General features: G+C 36.0%; 18 protein-coding genes. 5 read left to right on the forward strand and 13 right to left on the reverse strand.

The features are described 5' to 3' along the window. Nucleotides 1–3: 3 nt before the first annotated feature. Nucleotides 4–1071, reverse strand: coding sequence for a biotin synthase BioB (bioB, locus tag EPA86_RS15385; protein ID WP_140605183.1), 1068 nt, complete (start codon nucleotides 1069–1071; stop codon nucleotides 4–6). Nucleotides 1072–1159: 88 nt separating this feature from the next. Between bioB and bioA the strand changes: the two genes are divergently transcribed. Beyond that, a complete protein-coding gene (gene bioA, locus EPA86_RS15390) occupies nucleotides 1160–2491 on the forward strand; it encodes an adenosylmethionine--8-amino-7-oxononanoate transaminase (RefSeq protein WP_140605185.1) in 1332 nt (443 codons plus the stop codon). A gap of 71 nt (nucleotides 2492–2562) precedes the next feature. Here the strand turns inward: bioA and EPA86_RS15395 are convergent, their stop codons facing one another. Further along, nucleotides 2563–2946 carry a hypothetical protein gene (locus tag EPA86_RS15395; RefSeq protein WP_140605187.1) on the reverse strand — a complete coding sequence of 128 codons (384 nt, stop codon included), beginning with the start codon at nucleotides 2944–2946 and terminating at the stop codon, nucleotides 2563–2565. Between the two features lie 172 nt (nucleotides 2947–3118). Between EPA86_RS15395 and asnS the strand changes: the two genes are divergently transcribed. After that, complete coding sequence (gene asnS / locus EPA86_RS15400; protein ID WP_140605189.1) at nucleotides 3119–4519, forward strand: asparagine--tRNA ligase; 1401 nt, start codon at nucleotides 3119–3121, stop codon at nucleotides 4517–4519. 91 nt (nucleotides 4520–4610) lie between these two features. On the opposite strand, the gene EPA86_RS15405 is transcribed toward asnS, so the two are convergent. Continuing rightward, nucleotides 4611–5210: a nitroreductase family protein gene (locus EPA86_RS15405; RefSeq protein ID WP_246058426.1), complete on the reverse strand. Its 600-nt coding sequence runs from the start codon at nucleotides 5208–5210 to the stop codon at nucleotides 4611–4613. Nucleotides 5211–5637: 427 nt separating this feature from the next. Here EPA86_RS15405 and EPA86_RS15410 point away from each other — a divergent pair, with 427 nt between their 5' ends. After that, complete coding sequence (locus EPA86_RS15410; protein WP_140605191.1) at nucleotides 5638–6537, forward strand: DMT family transporter; 900 nt, start codon at nucleotides 5638–5640, stop codon at nucleotides 6535–6537. 93 nt (nucleotides 6538–6630) lie between these two features. Here EPA86_RS15410 and EPA86_RS15415 read toward each other — a convergent pair whose 3' ends face one another. Then, nucleotides 6631–7335 carry an HvfX family Cu-binding RiPP maturation protein gene (locus EPA86_RS15415; protein WP_140605193.1) on the reverse strand — a complete coding sequence of 235 codons (705 nt, stop codon included), beginning with the start codon at nucleotides 7333–7335 and terminating at the stop codon, nucleotides 6631–6633. A 202-nt stretch (nucleotides 7336–7537) separates the two neighbouring features. Between EPA86_RS15415 and sppA the strand changes: the two genes are divergently transcribed. Together sppA and ansA are read left to right on the forward strand one after the other, a co-directional pair. Then, the gene (gene sppA / locus EPA86_RS15420; protein WP_140605195.1) at nucleotides 7538–9436 is read left to right on the forward strand and encodes a signal peptide peptidase SppA; all 1899 of its coding nucleotides are present in this window, start codon (nucleotides 7538–7540) and stop codon (nucleotides 9434–9436) included. Nucleotides 9437–9560: 124 nt separating this feature from the next. Continuing rightward, on the forward strand, nucleotides 9561–10574 hold the full coding sequence (ansA, locus tag EPA86_RS15425) for an asparaginase (protein WP_140605418.1): 1014 nt from the start codon (nucleotides 9561–9563) through the stop codon (nucleotides 10572–10574). A gap of 70 nt (nucleotides 10575–10644) precedes the next feature. Here the strand turns inward: ansA and EPA86_RS15430 are convergent, their stop codons facing one another. From EPA86_RS15430 to EPA86_RS15470, 9 genes are all read right to left on the reverse strand, one after another. Then, complete coding sequence (locus EPA86_RS15430; protein WP_140605197.1) at nucleotides 10645–13515, reverse strand: DUF349 domain-containing protein; 2871 nt, start codon at nucleotides 13513–13515, stop codon at nucleotides 10645–10647. Nucleotides 13516–13555: 40 nt separating this feature from the next. Next, nucleotides 13556–13903, reverse strand: a complete 348-nt coding sequence (locus tag EPA86_RS15435) for a YeaC family protein (RefSeq protein WP_140605199.1) — start codon at nucleotides 13901–13903, stop codon at nucleotides 13556–13558. 2 nt (nucleotides 13904–13905) lie between these two features. Beyond that, complete coding sequence (locus tag EPA86_RS15440) at nucleotides 13906–14235, reverse strand: hypothetical protein (protein WP_140605201.1); 330 nt, start codon at nucleotides 14233–14235, stop codon at nucleotides 13906–13908. 176 nt (nucleotides 14236–14411) lie between these two features. Beyond that, nucleotides 14412–15917: an alanine/glycine:cation symporter family protein gene (locus tag EPA86_RS15445; RefSeq protein ID WP_140605203.1), complete on the reverse strand. Its 1506-nt coding sequence runs from the start codon at nucleotides 15915–15917 to the stop codon at nucleotides 14412–14414. Between the two features lie 155 nt (nucleotides 15918–16072). Continuing rightward, complete coding sequence (locus tag EPA86_RS15450) at nucleotides 16073–17215, reverse strand: M14 family metallopeptidase (RefSeq protein ID WP_140605205.1); 1143 nt, start codon at nucleotides 17213–17215, stop codon at nucleotides 16073–16075. Nucleotides 17216–17352: 137 nt separating this feature from the next. After that, nucleotides 17353–17856: a TlpA family protein disulfide reductase gene (locus EPA86_RS15455; protein WP_140605207.1), complete on the reverse strand. Its 504-nt coding sequence runs from the start codon at nucleotides 17854–17856 to the stop codon at nucleotides 17353–17355. Between the two features lie 137 nt (nucleotides 17857–17993). Next, complete coding sequence (gene serS, locus EPA86_RS15460) at nucleotides 17994–19274, reverse strand: serine--tRNA ligase (protein WP_140605209.1); 1281 nt, start codon at nucleotides 19272–19274, stop codon at nucleotides 17994–17996. Nucleotides 19275–19305: 31 nt separating this feature from the next. Continuing rightward, nucleotides 19306–19707: a fluoride efflux transporter CrcB gene (gene crcB / locus EPA86_RS15465; protein WP_140605211.1), complete on the reverse strand. Its 402-nt coding sequence runs from the start codon at nucleotides 19705–19707 to the stop codon at nucleotides 19306–19308. Continuing rightward, a complete protein-coding gene (locus EPA86_RS15470; protein WP_140605419.1) occupies nucleotides 19688–21130 on the reverse strand; it encodes a replication-associated recombination protein A in 1443 nt (480 codons plus the stop codon). Before EPA86_RS15470 ends, crcB begins: the two co-directional genes overlap by 20 nt. Nucleotides 21131–21154: the final 24 nt, after the last annotated feature.

Below are 21154 nucleotides of genomic sequence, written 5' to 3' on the forward strand. Positions count from 1 at the left end.
ATATTATTGCGCTGCGTTATGGAACAAATCACTATGCTGATTATCAATAACCGCTGTTTTAATCTTTAATTCAACGTCTTTGCTATCATCATCAATAGTTTCGGTATTTATTCCTAATTTTTCAAACAGTGCAATATCTTGATCTGTTTCAGGATTCTCCGTCGTCAGTAACTTGCAACCATAAAAAATAGAGTTTGCACCAGCCAAGAAACATAGGGATTGCATTTGCTCATTCATTGATGACCGACCTGCTGATAACCTAACGTGGCTTTTTGGCATCATAATTCTCGCTACAGCGATACAGCGAATAAAATCAAAACTTTCCAAATCATCAACATCACTAAGTGGGGTGCCTTCAACTTTTACTAGCATATTAATTGGTACACTTTCAGGTTGAGGCGTTAAATTTGCTAACTGTACAAGTAGTGATGCTCTATCGATTGCTTGTTCACCAAGACCAACGATACCACCACTACAGACTTTCATACCCGCAGAGCGCACATTATCAAGGGTATCTAATCGATCTTGATAGGTTCTAGTCGTTATAATTTGGTTATAATGTTCAGGAGAAGTATCTAGGTTATGGTTGTAATAATCTAAACCAGCATCTTGTAATTGATCTGCTTGATCTTTTGATAACATACCTAGTGTCATACAAGTTTCCATACCTAACTCTTTTACGCCTTTTACCATGTTTAATACATAAGGCATGTCACGTTCTTTTGGATTTCGCCATGCAGCGCCCATACAAAAGCGCGTAGAGCCCATTTCTTTTGCTTTTTTGGCAGCCTCTAATACTTTTTCAGTAGCTAACAACCGTTCTTTTTCTAGATCAGTTTTATTACGGGCACTTTGAGAACAATATTTACAATCTTCAGGGCAAGCACCTGTTTTTATTGATAATAACGTACTAACCTGCACTTCGTTAGCATTAAAGTTTTGGCGATGAACCGTTTGGGCTTGAAACATTAGGTCATTAAAAGGTAGAGCAAATAACGCCTCTACTTCTTTAACATTCCAGTTATGACGAACATTAGACTCTTGACCCGATGATAAAACAGCTTGTGACATAATTACTCAATTGCATAGTGTTAACTTAACGGGTAGTCTAGCCAGCACAAGAATGTTGTCAACGATAAAAGCTTACATTAGTTAACAAATGAACAATAAACAGACAGAAAACATAGAAACGTTACTAAATTTTGATAAAGAAAGTATTTGGCACCCCTATACTTCGATGTCGAATCCACTTCCTTCATACCTAGTAAAAGATGCTCAAGGGGTAAATATAAACTTAGCCACTGGTGAATCATTAATCGATGGCATGTCATCATGGTGGTCAGTACTTCACGGTTATAACCACCCTGTTTTAAATAACGCTTTAACTGAACAAGCAGCGAAAGTGTCTCATGTAATGTTTGGTGGTTTAACACATGAACCAGCGATTACTTTGTGTGAAAAGTTAATACAATTAACACCAGCTCATTTAGATAAAGTGTTTTTGTCTGATAGTGGCTCAGTTGCTGTTGAAGTAGCCATTAAAATGGCACTGCAATATCAACATGCACAAAGTGATCAGGCTAAAATAACGTTAACAAAAACTAAATTACTTACCGTACGTAAAGGCTACCATGGCGATACCTTTGCTGCGATGTCTGTCTGTGATCCAGCCACAGGAATGCATCAAATATTCGACAAAGTATTATTTAAGAATATATTTGCTCCTGAGCCAAGTATTGCTTTTAATGAGGAATGGGATGAAAGTGACACCGCTGAATTAACCGCTCTTTTTCAGAAGCACCACCACGAATTAGCCGCTTTTATTATCGAGCCTATCGTACAGGGTACTGGGGGAATGCGGTTTTATCATCCAAATTATTTAAAAAAATGTCGTGAATTATGTTCACAGTTTAAGGTTTTACTTATAGCTGATGAAATTGCTACTGGCTTTGGTAGAACCGGAAGGCTATTCGCTTGCGAATGGGCAAATATTTCACCAGATATTATGTGTTTAGGTAAAACCTTAACTGGTGGATACATTACCTTAGCTGCGACACTCTGCTCAGAGCATATCGCCAATACTATTAGCCAAGGAGAAGCAGGATGCTTCATGCATGGACCAACCTTTATGGCCAATCCACTTGCCTGTAGCGTCGCTATTGCCAGTATTGATCTGTTAATCGAAAATCAGTGGCAAAAACAAGTGGATTCAATTGAACAACACTTAATAGCAACGTTACTACCTTTAAACAAGCATAAACGTGTCAAAGCGACCAGAGTGCTTGGCACTATTGGTGCCGTTGAGTGTCATGAGAACGTCAATGTCGCAAACATCCAAAAACGCTTTGTTGAGCTTGGTGTATGGATTAGACCCTTTGGTAAGCTAGTCTATATCATTCCACCACTGATAATTACAGCTGAAGAAATTAATACTCTAGTAAATGCGATTGCTACGGTATTAAATGAAGATGAGTGTTTTGATAAAGCGTAAATGATGGTTTAATGCTGTAAGGCTTATTATGCAATAAACTTAATCGCTAGTTTCTATAACACCAATTGAGGTTATTGCACTAAATGTATTTGATAAAGCAAATACATTAACCAAATTAAATTTACGCTTAAGAGAAAAACCAAATTATACTCGGCGTTATCGACTTTTCGCCTACTTCGATATTTTCCTATAATCATAGACAAATAACTACCCAGCGCACTAAGCCATAACAAAATATACAAATAACCTGTTAAAGGTGTTAACCAAAACTGTCTAATTTCAAGATCATAATAGCGAACCACACCATAATTAGTTTCTGGTGCTGCATAATATGACATAACAAGTGCAAAGAGAAAAATTAACCAACTGACTACTGCTAATGTGTTTTTAGTATAATACCAGCCATCAACGGTTTTTCTTCGCTCTACCCACTTTTTTTTGACCGTTTGCTTCATCTAAATGACCTGCTTTAAATAGCTATTATTGAAATGTCTTAGTTAAGTGACAATATTGTTATATATAAGGTTAATTAGGCATTGCAATTATACCTTGTCAAGGTAACATATCACTCCATTTTCAGTATTAAACCAAATTTTTCAGAATTTGCGCAATTTAAGAGGTCATTAAATGTCAGTTATAGCAATTACTGATGTATTAGCAGGAAAATACCCTGTTAATGAAACTATTACAGTACACGGTTGGATTAGAACTCGCCGTGATTCAAAAGCCGGTATTTCGTTTTTAGCCATTCACGACGGTTCTTGCTTTGACGCTATCCAAGCGATAGTGCCTAATGACCTACCTAATTATCAAACTGAAATATTAAAATTAACCACTGGTTGTGCTATTAAAGCGACCGGTATTTTGGTTGAATCGCCAGGTAAAGGCCAATCTTTTGAAATTCAAGCTACGGCTGTTGAAGTTTTAGGTTTTGTTGAAGATCCTGATACGTACCCAATGGCTGCAAAGCGTCATAGTATTGAGTTTTTAAGAGAACAAGCACATCTACGTCCACGTACTAATATTGGCGGTGCAGTAACACGTGTTAGAAACTGTTTAGCTCAAGCGATTCATCGCTTCTTACATGAGAAAGGTTATTTCTGGATCAGTACACCATTAATTACTGGTAGTGACTGTGAAGGGGCTGGTGAAATGTTTAGAGTAAGCACTTTAGACATGGAAAATTTACCACGTGGTGAAAATGGTCAAGTTGACTATAGCCAAGACTTTTTCGGTAAAGAAACTTTCTTAACAGTATCAGGGCAATTAAACGTAGAAACCTACTGTAATGCTTTGTCTAAAGTATATACCTTTGGTCCGACTTTTAGAGCAGAAAACTCGAATACTAGTAGACACTTAGCAGAGTTTTGGATGGTTGAACCTGAAATTGCTTTTGCTGATTTAGCTGACGCAGCCGATTTAGCTGAAGAGATGCTTAAATATGTATTAAAAGCCGTTTTAGAAGAGCGTGCTGATGATATGGCATTCTTCCAACAGCGTGTTGATAAAACAGTTATTGACCGTTTAAATAGTGTTATCAACTCAGAATTTGTTCGCTTAGATTATACTGATGCAATCACTATTCTAGAGCAATGTGATAAGAAATTTGAAAACCCTGTATCTTGGGGCGTCGATTTAAATTCTGAGCATGAACGCTATTTAGCTGAAGAGCATTTTAATGGGCCTGTTGTACTACAAAACTACCCTAAAGATATTAAATCATTCTATATGCGTTTAAATGATGATGGTAAAACAGTAGCAGCAATGGATATTCTTGCGCCCGGTATTGGTGAAATCATTGGTGGTAGTCAACGTGAAGAACGTTTAGATGTTCTTGATAATCGTCTTGGTGAAATGAATTTAGATCCTGCTGATTACAGCTGGTATCGAGATTTACGTCGTTACGGTACCGTTCCTCATTCAGGATTCGGTTTAGGTTTTGAGCGTCTTGTTGCTTATGCGACAGGTATGCAAAATGTACGTGATGTGATCCCTTTCCCTAGAACACCAAACAACGCTGCATTTTAATAAACTTGATTAAATAGCGTTAATTAATAAAAAAGCCCTTGATTAGGGCTTTTTTTATACTTTCAATATATGAGAGACAAATTCTACAAAATTAGTTCCAGTAAGTTACGTGCCCTTCAATAGATTTACTTGGTTTTACGCCATGCTCTCGACAAGGCGTTCCTATATATAAAAAGCCAACAATATCATTTTTATCACTGACATTTAGCCCAGCTTTAACTGTTGAATCATAAGCCAAATTGCCTGTTCTCCACATAGCACCATATCCTAAAGATGATGCTGCCATTTGCATAGCATGAGCACAACATCCGGCTGTTATCTGTTGTTCAATCTCAGGTACTTTTTCATGCGATTGTTTATTGGTAGCTATTACTATGATTAAAGGAGCCCTAAATGGCATTTTACTGGTTTTAACTTTCTTCGCTTCAAATTCCGGTGTACAAGTACCCGTGGTTGATATATCACCTGTTGATAAAGCTTCATTGGTTATTGCCTCAACAAAAATATCACTTAGTCGTTGTAAACCATCTTCTGATATAACGGTAAAATGCCAAGGTTTTAATCCACCATGATCAGGTACACGCATACCTGCGGCTAAAATTTTATTTAGATCATCCTCATTAGGCGCGGGCTCAGTTAATACTGGAGTAGATTGGCGTTGCTGCAAAAAGTCTATAAGGTTTATATTCATTATTTTTAAAATAGGGTTACTACAAATAAGATTGATTAAGTTTATAAGTAACTTAACAAACGTGCATCATTTTTATTTGTTATTTTGTTTTAATTAGTAAATAACTTCCCTTGACTTAACCAGTAGTTAACGCCACTATGATTATCAAAGATATACTTTTTAACTACAAAAAACAGTAACGAAATAATTAAGTCATAATGATGATTAAAACCGTGTTTAACCAACCACTCTCAATGCTGCAATTAATAAATAATTGTCTGCTTAATGTTGTGCGTGTTTGGCGACTTAACGCGGTTACTTGAACTTAATTAAAATTAAAATTTCAACAGCCGCAAGAAGAAGATTTTGCGGCTGTTTTGTTTCAAGCCTCCCTAACCTCTTCTTCTTTCGCAAATTTATCAAGCGTGAATAAAACAAGGAGAATAAAATGCCAGTGACGATTGCCTATTTAGCCGTATTACTTATATGGTCAACTACCCCGCTCGGTATAATATGGAGCAGTGAATCAATTTCTCCTAGTCTTGCTGTATTACTAAGAATGATCATCGCCCTAATTTTAGGTGGGATAATCATTAAAGTTAGGCATATAAATATCCCTTGGCATAGAAAAGCATACAAACTATACAGTTATTCTGCTCTGGGCATTTTTGGTGGCATGATGTGTTCATATCTAGCGGCGAGCTACTTATCTTCAGGGATAATGTCATTGGTCTTTGGTTTGTCACCCATTCTGTCTGCTATTTTAGCTCAGAAGATTTTGAGAGAAGCAAAATTATCAATCATAAAACAATTAGCTATGGTAATAGCATTTATTGGTTTAGCCATTGTTTGCTCAGATAATATAAATATCGAGAACAGTCGTTATATTGGCTACATATATATTTTGTTTGCGGTATTTTTTTTCAGTTTGAGCGGTGTATTAGTAAAAAGTGTTAGTTTAGCAATTCATCCGTTAGCGACAACTGTGGGTTCATTAAGCTTTTCATTACCACTATTTTTAATAAGTTGGTTTATTCTAGATGGCTCGCTTAGTATTGATGAATGGCAAAGTAAATCGGTTTGGTCGACATTATATTTGGGAGTATTTGGTTCTTTGATTGGTTTTTATGCTTATTTTTATGTACTACAAAAATTAACCGCGAGTACCGTTACACTTATTACATTAGTTACACCCGTTATAGCAATTACTTTGGGTACCCTGTTTAATGATGAAGTTCTAAATTCAACATTACTATATGGCGCAAGCATTATCTTACTTGGATTAACTTTATATCATTGGGGAGATAACATAGTTAAGCGTATGAAAAAACGAAGACAATTTGCTTAATACTTTACTTACTTCAACGATAAAATTCGAACCTTCATCAAAAAGGCAAACCAAATGGTTTGCCTTTTTAATTTGAGAAAATATAACTTTTCTTTAAGCGTTCTTACTATCTGTCAGAGCACGTAATAAATAATAGTCGACACTTGTAAATCGTCCTGCGCCAATGAAGAATAATGCTAACAACATAATAAAGTAAGTTACAGAAAACTCTATACCATTATTAAGTACAACGATGGAGCCCTTTTCATAAAGCCAATCTGTATTACCATTCTCTTCTAGTAACTCCCTCATTTTGTCTAGTCGTACAGCCGTTGCTTCACTATTTTCAAGGCTTAGTTCAGCTTGGTCACTACCAAGCCAAGTTAATACTTTTGCCGGACTAATATCAGGATTAGTTGGCGTTATAGCAAACCAGCCATTTTCCAAATGTACTGAGGTTGCTGCGACTATCATGGTGAACATTAAAGGAATAGATATTAAGCGGGTTAATAAGCCTATAAGTAGAAACCATCCTCCGACAAACTCAACAAGGATAACTAGGTTTGCTAATAACATGGGAAAAGGCAAACCTAACCCCCAATCAGTATTACCAAACCAAGCGACAATATTGGGATCAGCCATAAACCTGGCTATTCCAGATACTTCTTCATTAAAAATTGCCATTTTACTTACACCTGCCATGATAAATATTGGTGCTAGGTACAAGCGAATTAACAATGCAGGAATACCATCAAATAAAGGCAGCTTTTTCAAAAAACATTGATGGTATTGGGAGAACTTTAACAACACATTTTTCATAAATATCTCGGTAGAAGTGTTTAATAGTTAGTATAGATAAAGATAAGAACCCGTTTTGAATGATTTTATTTCACAACTTGCCTTAAACTTTTAACCTCGGATGTATTAAAAAGTTACAATGTAAGTGATCTAGATTATTAAGGTTTTCGTTGCTTTAAGGTAATATAATACTATTCCTCTAATTAAATTTTAAGATGTTTTTATGAGTAGTAAACCTAACATTGTTAAAAGATTATTCTCTGCGTTATGGCGATTAGTCTCTTTAACAAGGCAAGTGATAGTTAATATCGTATTCTTTGTATTTTTCTTTGCTTTTATCGCGGTACTTTCTAGCGACTCTGAACAAGTTATTGTTCCAGAGAAAACTGCATTAGTACTTAATTTAGTGGGTGATATTGTTGAGCAAAAATTTGAAATTGACCCAATGGAAGCTTTTTTAACAGAAGCATTAGATGAAAAAGAAGAACGTCCTGAAATATTATTATCCGATTTAACTGATGTTATTGCCAAAGCTAAAATTGATGATCGAGTAGAAATAATCGTACTGCAGTTACAAGGCTTACATCGTACTGGGTTATCCAAACTTCAAGATATAGCTGCCGCATTGGATGACTTTAAGTCTTCAGGTAAAAGAATAATCGCTTTAGGTGATCAATACACACAAGATCAATACTATCTTGCCAGTGTTGCTGATGAAATTTGGTTAAACCCAGAAGGCTTTATGCTTTTAGAAGGTTATGGTCGATTTAGAATGTATTTTAAATCAGCGCTGGATAAACTAGCTGTCAACCAGCATATATTTCGTGTAGGTACATTCAAGTCTGCAGTAGAACCATATATAAGAGATGACATGTCATCAGCGGCTAAAGAGGCGAACCAGTTGTGGCTAAACGATTTATGGTCGCAATATAAAACAGATGTTGCCAAGCACAGAAACCTAAAACTAAATAACTTTGATGACTCAATAACAAGTTTATTAACTAAGTTTAATGAGGCTGATGCAAGCTTTGCAGGTTACGCATTAAATAATCAATGGGTTGATCATTTAAAAACTCGTCAAGAGATGCGAAGTGAATTAATTGACTTGGTAGGTAAAAACAAGAAAGGTGATAGTTATAGCCATATTAGCTATAAAGACTATCTCGCCGCTACTACTGCCCTACCTGCAATGACTAGTCAACAATCTGATAAAGTTGCCATTGTTGTTGCAAAAGGCACCATATTAAACGGTACGCAAAAACCTGGACTTATTGGTGGTGACAGTACTGCCAAATTATTACGAAAAGCTAGATATAATAAAAGCGTTAAGGCTGTAGTACTTCGTGTAGACAGCCCAGGTGGAAGTGCTTACGCCTCAGAAATAATTCGTCAAGAAATTGAATTATTAAAACAAGCAGGTAAACCTGTTATAGCATCGATGGGAACCTATGCAGCATCAGGTGGCTACTGGATTTCTGCACCAGCAGATAAAATCTATGCTGCCCCTTCAACAATTACTGGCTCAATTGGTATTTTTGGCATGATGATGACGTTTGAAGACTCGTTAAGTAAACTAGGCATCCATACAGATGGCGTTGGTACTACTGATATTTCTGGCTTTGGTCCTACACAACCATTAACAGAAGAAATGGCAACATTAATTCAGTTAAGCATTAACAGAGGCTACAAGAACTTTATTAACTTAGTGGCGACTAACCGCAACATGACTTTTGAGCAAGTTGATGAAATTGCACAAGGCCGAGTTTGGTCAGGAAGAAAAGCTAAAGAGTTAGGTCTTGTCGATGAACTTGGTAATTTAACCGATGCAACTGTAGCAGCGGCTCAATTAGCCAATCTAGATAATTATGATACCTTACTGATTGAAAAAGAATCATCACACAAGAATTTCTTCTTACAGAAACTTTTTGGTGGAAATACCTTTGTAGCGAAGTTAGTACAATCAGAGGATTCTTCACAGTTAATTGATGTTTCTGTGCCGAGTTTATCTAATCAACCAATGAGTCAATTACTTAACTCATTAAAAGCTGAAGTAACTAAACTTAATCAATTTAATGATCCTAAAGGTATTTACAGTTTATGTATCAGCTGTGACGTAATGTAACAATTACGATACATTAAACAATTAACATCGTAAAACGACACCTATTAGCCAAGCTATAGCGTGTCGTTTTCTTTTGTTATAATTACAATATCTTAAGCAATTAATTATGAACACTCTCTATTCTATGAAGAAGAAAATTTACGTGGCCTATACTGGTGGTACTATAGGTATGAAGCAAAGCGAGCAAGGTTTTGTACCTGTAAAGGGACATTTGACGAAATCTATTGAGAGCTTACCTGAATTTCACCGAAGTGAAATGCCAGACTTTACCATTAATGAATATCATCCTTTAATCGATTCATCTAATATGACCCCTACTGATTGGCAAAGGATCGCCGATGATATTAAGGAGCATTATGATGACTATGATGGTTTTGTTGTATTGCATGGTACCGATACTATGGCTTATACCAGTTCAGCACTTTCATTTATGTTTGAGAACTTGTCTAAACCGGTCATAGTAACAGGCTCACAAATTCCATTAAGTCAGTTGAGATCTGATGGCCAAGTAAATGTACTTAACGCTTTATATATCGCAGCAAACTACCCTATTAATGAAGTAAGTTTATTTTTTAATAATAAATTATTTAGAGGTAATCGTTGTATTAAAGCTTATGCTGATGGTTTTAATGCTTTTGATTCACCTAACATGCAACCGTTATTGGAAGCAGGTATCAATATTACTCTTTTAGCTGGCAGCATAACAAATAATGAGATGAATACGGCTAGTTTAAAACTGTCTAACATTACCCCACAACCTATCGGGGTCGTTCACTTATACCCAGGCATTACCAGTGAAGTTATTGAAAATGTAATAAGACAACCAGTTAAAGCATTGATCCTAAGAAGTTATGGTGTCGGTAATGCACCGCAAGATAAAGCAATACTCGCCTGCTTAAAGAAAGCACAAGAAAATAATATCATTGTGGTAAATTGTAGCCAATGCATTAAAGGTAAAGTTAATATGTCAGGCTACGCTACTGGCAATGCCTTAAGTGAAGCCGGAGTGGTTAGTGGTAATGACATGACTTTAGAAGCGACATTAACTAAGTTACATTATTTATTAAGTTTAGATATTAGTTTTGATGAAGTTAGAAAGCTAATCACGCAAGATTTGCGTGGAGAATTATCCCACTAATTATCTTATCATCATAAAAAAGGGAGCTAATATAAATGCTCCCTTTTGATTTATTATCTTGCCAAAAGAATTAATGACAAAATACAGGTTCTAATCGAGACAAGAGTGGTAACTCATCTACGGTTAGTTGACCTAATTGTAACCATTGCGCAAAATCTTTCGGTAAATTTATTGAGCCACCTGATTGCATCTGTTGTTGCATTAACTGTACTTGAACAGCCATACGCTCGTTTTGGTACTCTTGTGGAGAATCAATTTGCGCTAGCACTTCTATTTCTAGCGTTTTAGTTTCTCGCTGCTTAGCTTCAACTCCTTTAGATTGTACTAAACATTCTGATAGTCGCTTTTGCCAAATAGGTAATAAGTCTGCAAAGCCCTGCTGTTCATCTAGTTGGTTTGGAGAAAACTCTTTATTGATAAACGCTTTCAACAAACCAAAAAGTGATTGCCAGTTTTGTTTATCTGCTTTGATATTAATTTCTTGTTCTGTTTCGTTTAAAAGCGTCAGAAAATCATCCACTTGTTTTAGTACACTTTTCAAAACAGGTTTATTTGATAAAACATCTTCATGTAACGCTAAAGTTTCTACTTTTAAAGACTTTAAAACGCTAAGCGGTTCAGCATTACCTTTATTGAATTGACTTTGTAGCTCATTCAACTTCTGAAATAACTCTTCTTCTAACTGTATTTGAACTTGCTGTTGCTCAGCTTTGACTTCATCACGTTTAGCGAAAATCACATCGTTCACTTTTCTAAACTGCTGCCATAATTTATTTTCATTATGTGCACCGGAAAATCCGATATTACGCCATTGTTTTTGATACTGCTTTACGTTCTCAATCGCTTGAAAAACATTTTCATTTGACGTTTCTTTTTCTGCTTTATCTATTAACTGCTTTTTCTCAGTCATATTTTTAAGATGAAATTCTTTAATGATTGCTTTTAAAGGCTGAATTAATTGTTTAAATTCATCATTTAATGGCCGATAAACTGATCTATCAACTTCACCTGCGTCAGACCAATGTTGTTGAAGTTTATTTACCTGTGCATCTAACTCTTTAAAATCAATTTCTTGATTCTTCTCAGTGTTGGTATTTTGAGCGAGCGCTCTTGCTTGCTGTAAAATGTCCTCACGCTTAGTTAAATGAAGAGCCCTGACTTTTTCTTGCTCGGCATAGAATAATCTACATGGGCCAAATGCTTGTTCACATGCTTCATTAAATTGCTCATTCAATTGATGATCAATTGCTTCATCGGCATGACCAAGTAAATTCCATTGCTTTCTAAACGCCTTCACTTTTGCAGCTTGATCATTCGGGTTATCTAGAGGTGAATCAACAAGACTTTGAATTTGTTCTAAAAGCTCCTGCTTTCTTGGTGTGGCTATATAGTGTTCCCAATCATTTAATTCGGAAATTTTTTCACTTACCTGACTATAATCACGCTGAAGTTGTGCTTGCTGCTTTTCAGACAGTAAAACGTATTGTTTATTAACGCCTTTAAATAAACCAAAACAAACTTTATATTTTCCTTGTGATAGCAAACGTTTAACATCCAGTAGTTTTTTCCTAACCTGTGAAAATATCTGTTTTTGCTCATTTTGTAATGGCAATAAGGTACTCTTCCAAGAATTGTTAATTTCTTGATAAGCTTCCAAAATTGATTCAGGTAGAATACCTGAAGACATATTCTCAACTTGTCGCCACTCAGCAAGCCATTTTGAAAACAAATTCTGCTTTTCATTTAACTCAATAATGTCACTTGGTAAAGCCAGTTGAGACATCTTAGAGATCAAGTGCGTTGCTTTAGTAACCGACTCAGCAATTTCTGGTAGTTTGGTTAGTTTTTCATGAATTAAATTAAGTTCATTTAATAAAGCGCTTTGCTCTTGTTTATTTAATACCGAGCTGTGAATATCTTTTTGAATTTGATCTAGAGAATCTCTAAAGACTTGCTGATTAAATTCCTGACTTTCAAAAACCGCTTTAGTAATCGCTTTATTTAATGATACCAATTGTTCATTAAACATTTTACTGGCTTGATGTTTTTGATCTGAAAGTTGTTTAGCGATTTGCTCTTGCTGGTAATTCTCTGCTTTGGCAGTAAAAATCTTTGCCAACTGCTTATTAATACCTTCAAATTTCTCGTTTAATAATTCTTGGTCGGCCGTTAATAAATAATTGAAATCTACTTGAGCGCTCTGCCATTGCGCTTCGAGTTCCGCTTTTTTCGCTAAATAAGTTTCGTAAGAGACGATATCTTTAAGGGCTAATAATTTTGACAGGATTAGATTAACTTGTTTCTTAATTTTAATCGGTTTTTCTTTAGCCTGTTGTTGCGCAAAAAGCTTGTCATTAATTACTTGGCTAATAATATCAATTGACGATTTCTTTAGTAGCTTCTCAAGGATCGTTGCATCATCACATTCATCAACTAGCGTTTTTTGAATTTTCTCATTTTGATGATGAGTAAATACATTTACAACAAATTGCTGATAGCTTTTACCTTGTTGCTGTTTTTTCTCTTTTATAAGATCAAATAAAGTAAAAACAACATCACTTGATTGCTCTAACGCTAACCAAGACTCTAATTCAGAAATAGTTAATACTTCATTAGATTGAATGAAAGTCAGCTTTTCATCACTACTTAACTTTATCTCATGCTCATTATGTAAAACTAATAGCAGCTGTTTTTTGGCGAACTCTTTAATTTTTTTAAGTGAGTTGTGGTTATAAGCGTTTAGGTAGTCATCAAATGAATTTAGTTTGATTAAAGCGGCTTTTCTAACAAGCTCACTTTCATCATTTGTATATAAGTCACAAAGCACTTGCTTTTGAGCTGGTTCGTTACATGAAAGTTCATTTTGAATAGCACTAATTCTGGTTGCGCTTTGTTTACTTTGCCAGTTATTTTTACTTTTAAATAATGAAGAGAAAATCATAAATTATGTTCACTGTTGTACTAATGAATGTTATTAAAAATCAAATTTCAGTAAATCGAGCAATGTTGATATCTTTAGCTAGATAAACTTCATCTTCAGGTTTAGCGGGTTTTTCACATGGTGTTATCTCACCATCTTTGTTCTCATTGGAAAATTCAGCCTTGAGTTGGCGCTTATTTTTCTCAACGATTTGACCATCTGAACCAATTGTTAGCATTTGATCATTATCAAGATGTCTTGCTTGGTATGCCATAGTTAACTGTAATGCTGTTTGACGTTGTGCTTGCTCTACTGTTGTACCTTCAGGCCATTTACCTGTTTCAGCAGCACATTTTAATCGTAAATACATGTCTTCAGACATGTGGTCTATAGTTTGTAATAAATCCATATTTAATTACTTTTACGTTTAGTGAATAACAACATAACTCGTATGACAATATACATGATAAAGCCAATTGCAGCGCAACCTATGGCAATGTTATGTCTAAATGAACCGGGTTCAACATTATCAAAGTACATCATGAAAAAGCCACCACAAAATAAGATCATGGCAATAAATGAGTAGTTCATTAAGCGTTGTGCTTTATTTATCCGGTCGATTTTCTTTAACGTCGACATTTTATCGGCGTCTAAACCTTGTAAATCAAGCTGGCAATGAGAGCAAACTTTTGCTTTATCTGATATTTTCTTTTTACAACCCGGGCAACTGATGACAGCCATACTTCTACCTTTTTATAAGCCCATTTTTAGCAAAGATTATACCTGACAAGTATTACCATTTCACTAATGAAGCAACAGCAATTGATAAATGCTTAATAGAGGTCAATTTTAAAACTGTAGGTAAAAAAAAAGCTACCTCATTGAGGTAGCTTTCTTACTAGCAAACAGTTAGTGAATTAAGTCTCTGATTTTTCACTACTAGACTTTTCTAGTCTTTCTTCCCAAAATGTCGCATTTTCTATGCCTAACGCTTTTGGATCAAATGTGAAGTGCTCAACACCTTCATCTTGCTGCCTTTCATAGTCTTTAAGTGCTTTGAGTGCAGGTTTAGACATAAAGAATATTATGATGATACCAATAATATTTAACCATGCCATTAAGCCAACACCTATATCGCCCATTCCCCAAGCAATATTTGCGGCTTTAACTGTGCCATAAAAGGTTGCTGAGATGATAATGACTTTTAAAATAAAAATAGCCGCAGGTAATTTTAAAGTTCGTTTAATGTAATAAACATTATTCTCTGCGATGAAGTAATACGCTAGTAGCGTTGTAAAAGCAAAGAAGAATAATGCCAGCGCTACAAATGGTTTACCTACACCAGTGAAAACACTATCAACAGCAAGTTGAGTATAAGCAGGACCGTTAGTAATAACATCAGCCGCCAAGTTTTGTACGATGAAGGCATCACCCACACCATGAACGTTATATGTACCAGTAATTAGGATCATGAATGCAGTTGCTGAACAAACGAATAAAGTATCAATATACACAGAAAATGCTTGAACAAGACCTTGCTGTGCTGGGTGTTCTACTTCAGCAGCCGCTGCAGCATGAGGGCCAGTACCTTGCCCTGCTTCGTTAGAATAAACGCCGCGTTTAACACCCCAACCAATTGCAGCGCCAACACCTGCCATAGGAGTAAATGCATCACCAATGATAAGCATAACAACTCTTGGAAGTTGATCGATGTTTAAGCCAATTATGATAAGAGAGATAAGAATATAAGCCAACGCCATAAATGGCACGACTACTTGAGTGAAATGAGCAATACGTTTAATACCGCCAAATATAATAAATCCAAGTAATAAAACTATAGCGGTTGCAGTGTATAGTTTGGCATAGCTTATCATGCCAAAAGCAGTAGACATAACTGCTTCACCACCAAAGACTTGTTCTATCGCTGTGCCAATGGTATTTGATTGAACCATAGGTAACATGATACCGGTTGCAATAATTGTCGCTATAGCAAAAACCCATGCATACCATTTTTGCCCCATTGCTTTCTCAATGTAATACGCAGGACCACCATGATATTTTCCATCATGCTCTTCTTTGTATATTTGAGCATTGGTTGATTCAATGTACGCGGTTGCAGCGCCAAAAAAGGCCACTATCCACATCCAAAAAACAGCGCCTGGGCCACCAAACCCTATAGCAGCGGCCACACCAGCAATATTACCCGCCCCAACTCGGCCAGATAATGAAACCGCAAGCGCTTGGAAAGAAGAGATCCCCTGCTCTGAAGATTTACCCGACATTAATAGTCGCCACATTTCTGAAAAATGTCTAACTTGAACAAAGCGAGTGACTACAGTAAAAAATAACCCTGCACCTAAACATAAATATATCAGAGCTGAACTCCAGATATATCCATTTATCGTATTTACAATTTCTTGCACAAATAACTCCCACTATCTTATTTTTTATTATTATTATTTACATTTAAGGTTCATGAGCCTTAAGTGTAAACAAAAAAGCAATAGGTCTAACAAATTTAAAACCTATTGCTTTTATCTTTTTATATCGCTTATTTCACTAAATAGCAATGCAGCGATTAACGTAATTCATCAACCATGTGATATATTCCCGTTAAGAAATCACGGCCTAACAAGCTACTGCGAGTATCAGACCAACCCACACTATAATCTGGCAGTAAATCATTATCTTTAAATGGCATTTCTACAGTGTAAGCTAAACATTTAAATTGATTGCCAACCCAGTTTGTACCGACAGTAGGGTTAGCTTTGCCCGGCTCGTCTTTATCATAACCACGCTCATCTTGAAATTCTGGAGTAATTGCTAATAAGATTTCTTTGAATTTATCTTCAAGCGCTTTATGGCGTTCATCATAGGCAACAACACCTTCACAACCTGCTAAAAAGTTTACTGGAAGCGCTTCATCGCCATGGATATCTAAAAACATATCCACGCCAGTAACTAACATTTTTTCGCGAACTAAATAAACTTCTGGGCTTCGTTCCATTGTCGGAGTTAACCATTCGCGATTTAAATTAGCGCCAACAGCATTTGTTCTTAGGTGACCACGAACACTACCATCTGGGTTCATATTCGGTACAACATAAAACACAGCTTTATTAAGTAATGCTCTAGCTACGCCATCATCTTCATCAAGTAACCTATCAATAAAACCTTCAATAAACCACTCAGCCATGGTTTCACCAGGATGTTGACGAGCGGTTAACCAAATAACGCGCTTACCCTCACCTTCTTCACCGATTTTCAAGAGACTCATATCTCTACCATCTAAAGTTTGTCCTAAAACTTCTAGACGACAATCCAGCTGTAATTGCGCGCTATGAAGTAAATCTTGATGTCTTTCATAACTATAAGGCGAGAAATAAGCAAAATATACTGAATCATATTCTGGCGTTAAGGTAATAGTTAATTTTTCCCCGTCATAGGAAGTAGGTACTCTAAACCAGTGGTCACGATCGTATGAAGCAACCGCTTGATAATCTTCCCACCCCTCAACATAAGCTGCTTTACCTGCGTTATTCAAATGAATTACATGTTCAACAGACTCATTGTCTGCACTTACATCTGCTTGTAATTTAAAGTGAAACCATTGGAAAAATTCAGATTGGTTGTCATGTTTAATTTCAAGTTGAATATTATCTGGAGAAGTCGCATCGATGACACGAATATTACCACTATCAAAGTTATCAGAAATTTGCATATTTATTAGTTCACAATGTTAATAATGAAAGTAACAGTGTACACAAACAAGGGGTAGATCACTACTATTGGCAGGCATATTGATTAACAGAAACCAATATCTAATTGATAATATAACTCAACAGAGTAAATATATAATTACAGAAGCAGTGTACGTAAATACAAGCCTAGCTCAGTACTGTAACCAAGAGAGCGAGCAATAATTTTATTGTCCATATCAATAACATAGTAGCTTGGGTAAGCCGTAATAGCATATTGCTGCTTTAATTGTTCATTACCAAAAATCACCGGGAATGTTAATTGATGTTGGCTAATAAAATCATACACTGCCTGTTGTGAAGTAAAGTCTAACGCAACCGCGATAACATTCACATGACGGTTATTTTCAAAAATGGACTGTAGATTACTGATACTTGCATGACAAATTTGGCACCAAGGCGCAAAGAAATAAACAACAGTTGTTTTATCTTGGGCTTCAATAGATATTAATTCTCCCGTGGTTGAAGTGAACTGTTTGCTTTCAACCGGTGATAACTGTTTCACTTGAGTATTCTTATCGAGCATACTCATTTCTCTCAGTGAAGAGAGTAAAATAAAAGCCGCGACAAAAAATAGGCCTTGTAAAATTAAACTACGTAACAAATTGGTCTCCTTTAAAAACTACATTCATAAAGACCCTATTTAGCCCAGATAAATTGCACAAATATTGAAGTATAAATTTCACATAAAAAAAAAGCTGATAACAAGTGTTACCAGCTTCATTTTTAAATCAAGTTAGCTTAACCAATTTGAGTTGCACCACCCATATATGATTGAAGAGCTGTTGGTATTTTAATGCTTCCATCAGCTTGCTGATAGTTTTCTAAAATAGCAACTAGTGTTCTTCCTACTGCTAAGCCTGAACCATTTAAGGTATGGAGTAATTCTGGCTTATTGGTTTCACTATTTCTATAACGAGCTTGCATGCGTCTCGCTTGGAAATCACCCATATTTGAACAAGATGAAATTTCTCGATAAGTATTTTGAGCAGGTAACCAAACCTCTAAATCAAAGGTTTTGGTGGCACTAAAACCAACATCACCACTACATAAAGCCATTGTCCTATATGGCAATTCAAGTTTTTCTAATATAGCTTCAGCATGACCTGTTAATTCATCTAAAGCGTTAAACGAATCTTCTGGCTTAACAATTTGGACCATTTCAACTTTATCAAATTGATGTTGGCGTATTAAGCCACGGATATCACGACCGCCAGAACCAGCTTCAGATCTAAAACATGGAGTGTGTGCAGTCATCTTGATTGGTAAATCAGCTTCATCAACAATTTCATCGCGCACTAAGTTGGTTAGTGGCACTTCTGAAGTTGGGATTAATGAAAATTGCTTACTTGATAGTTCTGTATGAAAAAGGTCTTCACCAAATTTAGGTAATTGACCTGTGCCAAATAAAGAATCAGCATTGACTAAATAAGGCACATACATTTCTTGATAACCATGCTGTTCTGTATGCATGTCTAACATGAACTGTGCTAATGCTCTGTGCAGTTTAGCAATTTTTCCACGCATTACCGCAAAACGAGTACCTGCGAGTTTAGCACCACTTTCAAAATCTAAGCCTTTATCTACTGCTAAACCTAAATCGACATGATCTTTTACTTCAAAATCGAATTCTCTTGGTGTACCCCAACGCTTTACTTCTACGTTATCATCTTCATCGGCACCAACAGGTACAGACTCATGTAATAAATTAGGAATAGTACTAACAATAGCATTAATTTTACTAAGAACTTCATCTTGTTCGGCTTTAGCTGCGTCTAAATCAGCGCCAAGTTGACTGACCTGAGCTAAAAGTGGTGCAATATCTTCACCACGTGCTTTTGCTTGGCCGATTGACTTTGAGCGTGTGTTACGCTCATTTTGTAATTCTTGTGTTTTGACTTGAATCGCTTTACGTTGCTCTTCTAATAAAGTTAGCGATTGTGTATCAAGTTGGTAATCACGTTTGGCTAACTGGCTAGCCACATTGTCTAAATCTGTTCTAAGAAGTTTTGCATCAAGCATAATAATTCACGTAAATTTTTAATATATAAAGTTATTTAGCTAAGGTTGTTACAAGATATAAGCCAAATCCTGCAGCGGCAATACACAAACTCACATTTAAAAGTATGTTTAATGCGGCCTTAACTGCTTCACCTTGTTGTAAAAGGAGCAAGGTATCTAATGAAAAGGTTGAAAAAGTAGTAAAAGCACCTAAAAAACCAATTCCAATCAATGTTCTGTGCACGCTAATATCTAGAATTTCATGTTCTATTAATTGATAAAGCACACCCATTATAAACGAGCCCGTGATATTAACCAGCAATGTAGCAAAAGGGAACCCCTTTCCTAGCCAATTTAACACTAATTGTGAAATATAAAATCTTAAGCTAGCACCACAGGCACCACCAAGAGCGACAAAGGCATATAAAGTGAAATTACTTATAGCGCTGCTCATGACTTTCCTTATTTAATTGCTTTAAATAATTCAACTTTTCTTTAAGCTGTTTTTCTAGCCCCCTATCTGTAGGCTGATAAAATTGTGTATATTCATCATGGCTTTGAGCTAAAGCTTCCGGAAAATAATCTTCACCAGCAGCAAATGCATTTAGCTCATCATGTGCATAACGATATTCTTGTCCATGACCTAAAGATTTTGTTAATTCACTGGTCGCATTTTTAAGATGATCGGGTACATCTAATTCACTGGTTTGTTTCGCAATGGCTAATGCTTGTTTAAATGCAGTATAAACAGCATTACTTTTAGGCGCTAAAGCCAGGTAAACAGCAGCTTGTGCTATAGCTCGCTCTCCTTCGCTAGGACCAACACGTTGAAAGGTGTCCCATGCATTTATTGCTAGTTGCATTGCCCTAGGATCGGCGTTGCCTATATCTTCACTGGCAATAGCTAGTAAGCGACGAGCTACGTATAATGGGTCACCTCCAGCATTTAATATGCGAGCATACCAATATAGAGCAGCATCAGGGCTGGAGCCTCTAACTGATTTATGAAAAGCACTGATCAAATCATAAAAAGCGTCACCACCTTTATCATATACAGCAATTTTACTTCCTGAAATCTGACTAATTAATTTTAGAGTAATTTCTATATTATTGACTTGAGTGCTCTGCTGCTCATTCTCTTCAAAAGTTGAAGTTAAACTATCTACGCAGTTTTCTACCAGGTTTAATAGACGTCTAGCATCACCATCTGCTCTTTTTATCAAGCTCAGCTTAACCTCTTCAGTAATATGCAAGCATATGCTTTGATCATTTTGATAATAATCAACAGCATTTAATAACACGAGCAATAGTTCATCATTGTTAAGCTTTTTAAGTGTATAAACACGTGCCCTAGATAATATTGCACGATTTAATTCAAACGCTGGGTTTTCTGTGGTTGCCCCAATAAAGATAATAGTGCCATCTTCAATGTGTGGTAAAAAGGCATCTTGCTGGGCTTTATTAAAACGATGTACCTCATCGACAAATAATACGGTTTTATTTTTCTTATCAGTGGTTTTTCCGTGTATTCTCTGTTTAGCATTTTCTATAGCTAGACGAATATCTTTTATACCTGAGGTGACTGCTGATATTCTTTCGATAGCAGCATCCGAATGTTGTGCAATAATTTCCGCTAAGGTCGTTTTGCCTGTACCTGGCGGTCCCCAAAATATTAAGGAGTGGCAGTGTCCCTGTTCAATTGCATGTCGTAAAGGAGTACCTTCACCAAGGATATGCTGTTGGCCAATATATTGTTTAAGGTTTTCAGGGCGTAATTTAGCTGCAAGGGGTTGATAACTACTTTTAAGGTGTTGCTGATTAACGGCTGACTCTTTTACCGAGGCAAACTCATCGCCAAAGTCTAAAGACTCCGTCATCGGTAGTTTATCAGTATTACCGGT

The sequence above is a fragment of the Litorilituus lipolyticus genome, assembly GCF_006439335.1.
Classification (GTDB): Bacteria; Pseudomonadota; Gammaproteobacteria; order Enterobacterales; family Alteromonadaceae; genus Colwellia; species Colwellia lipolytica.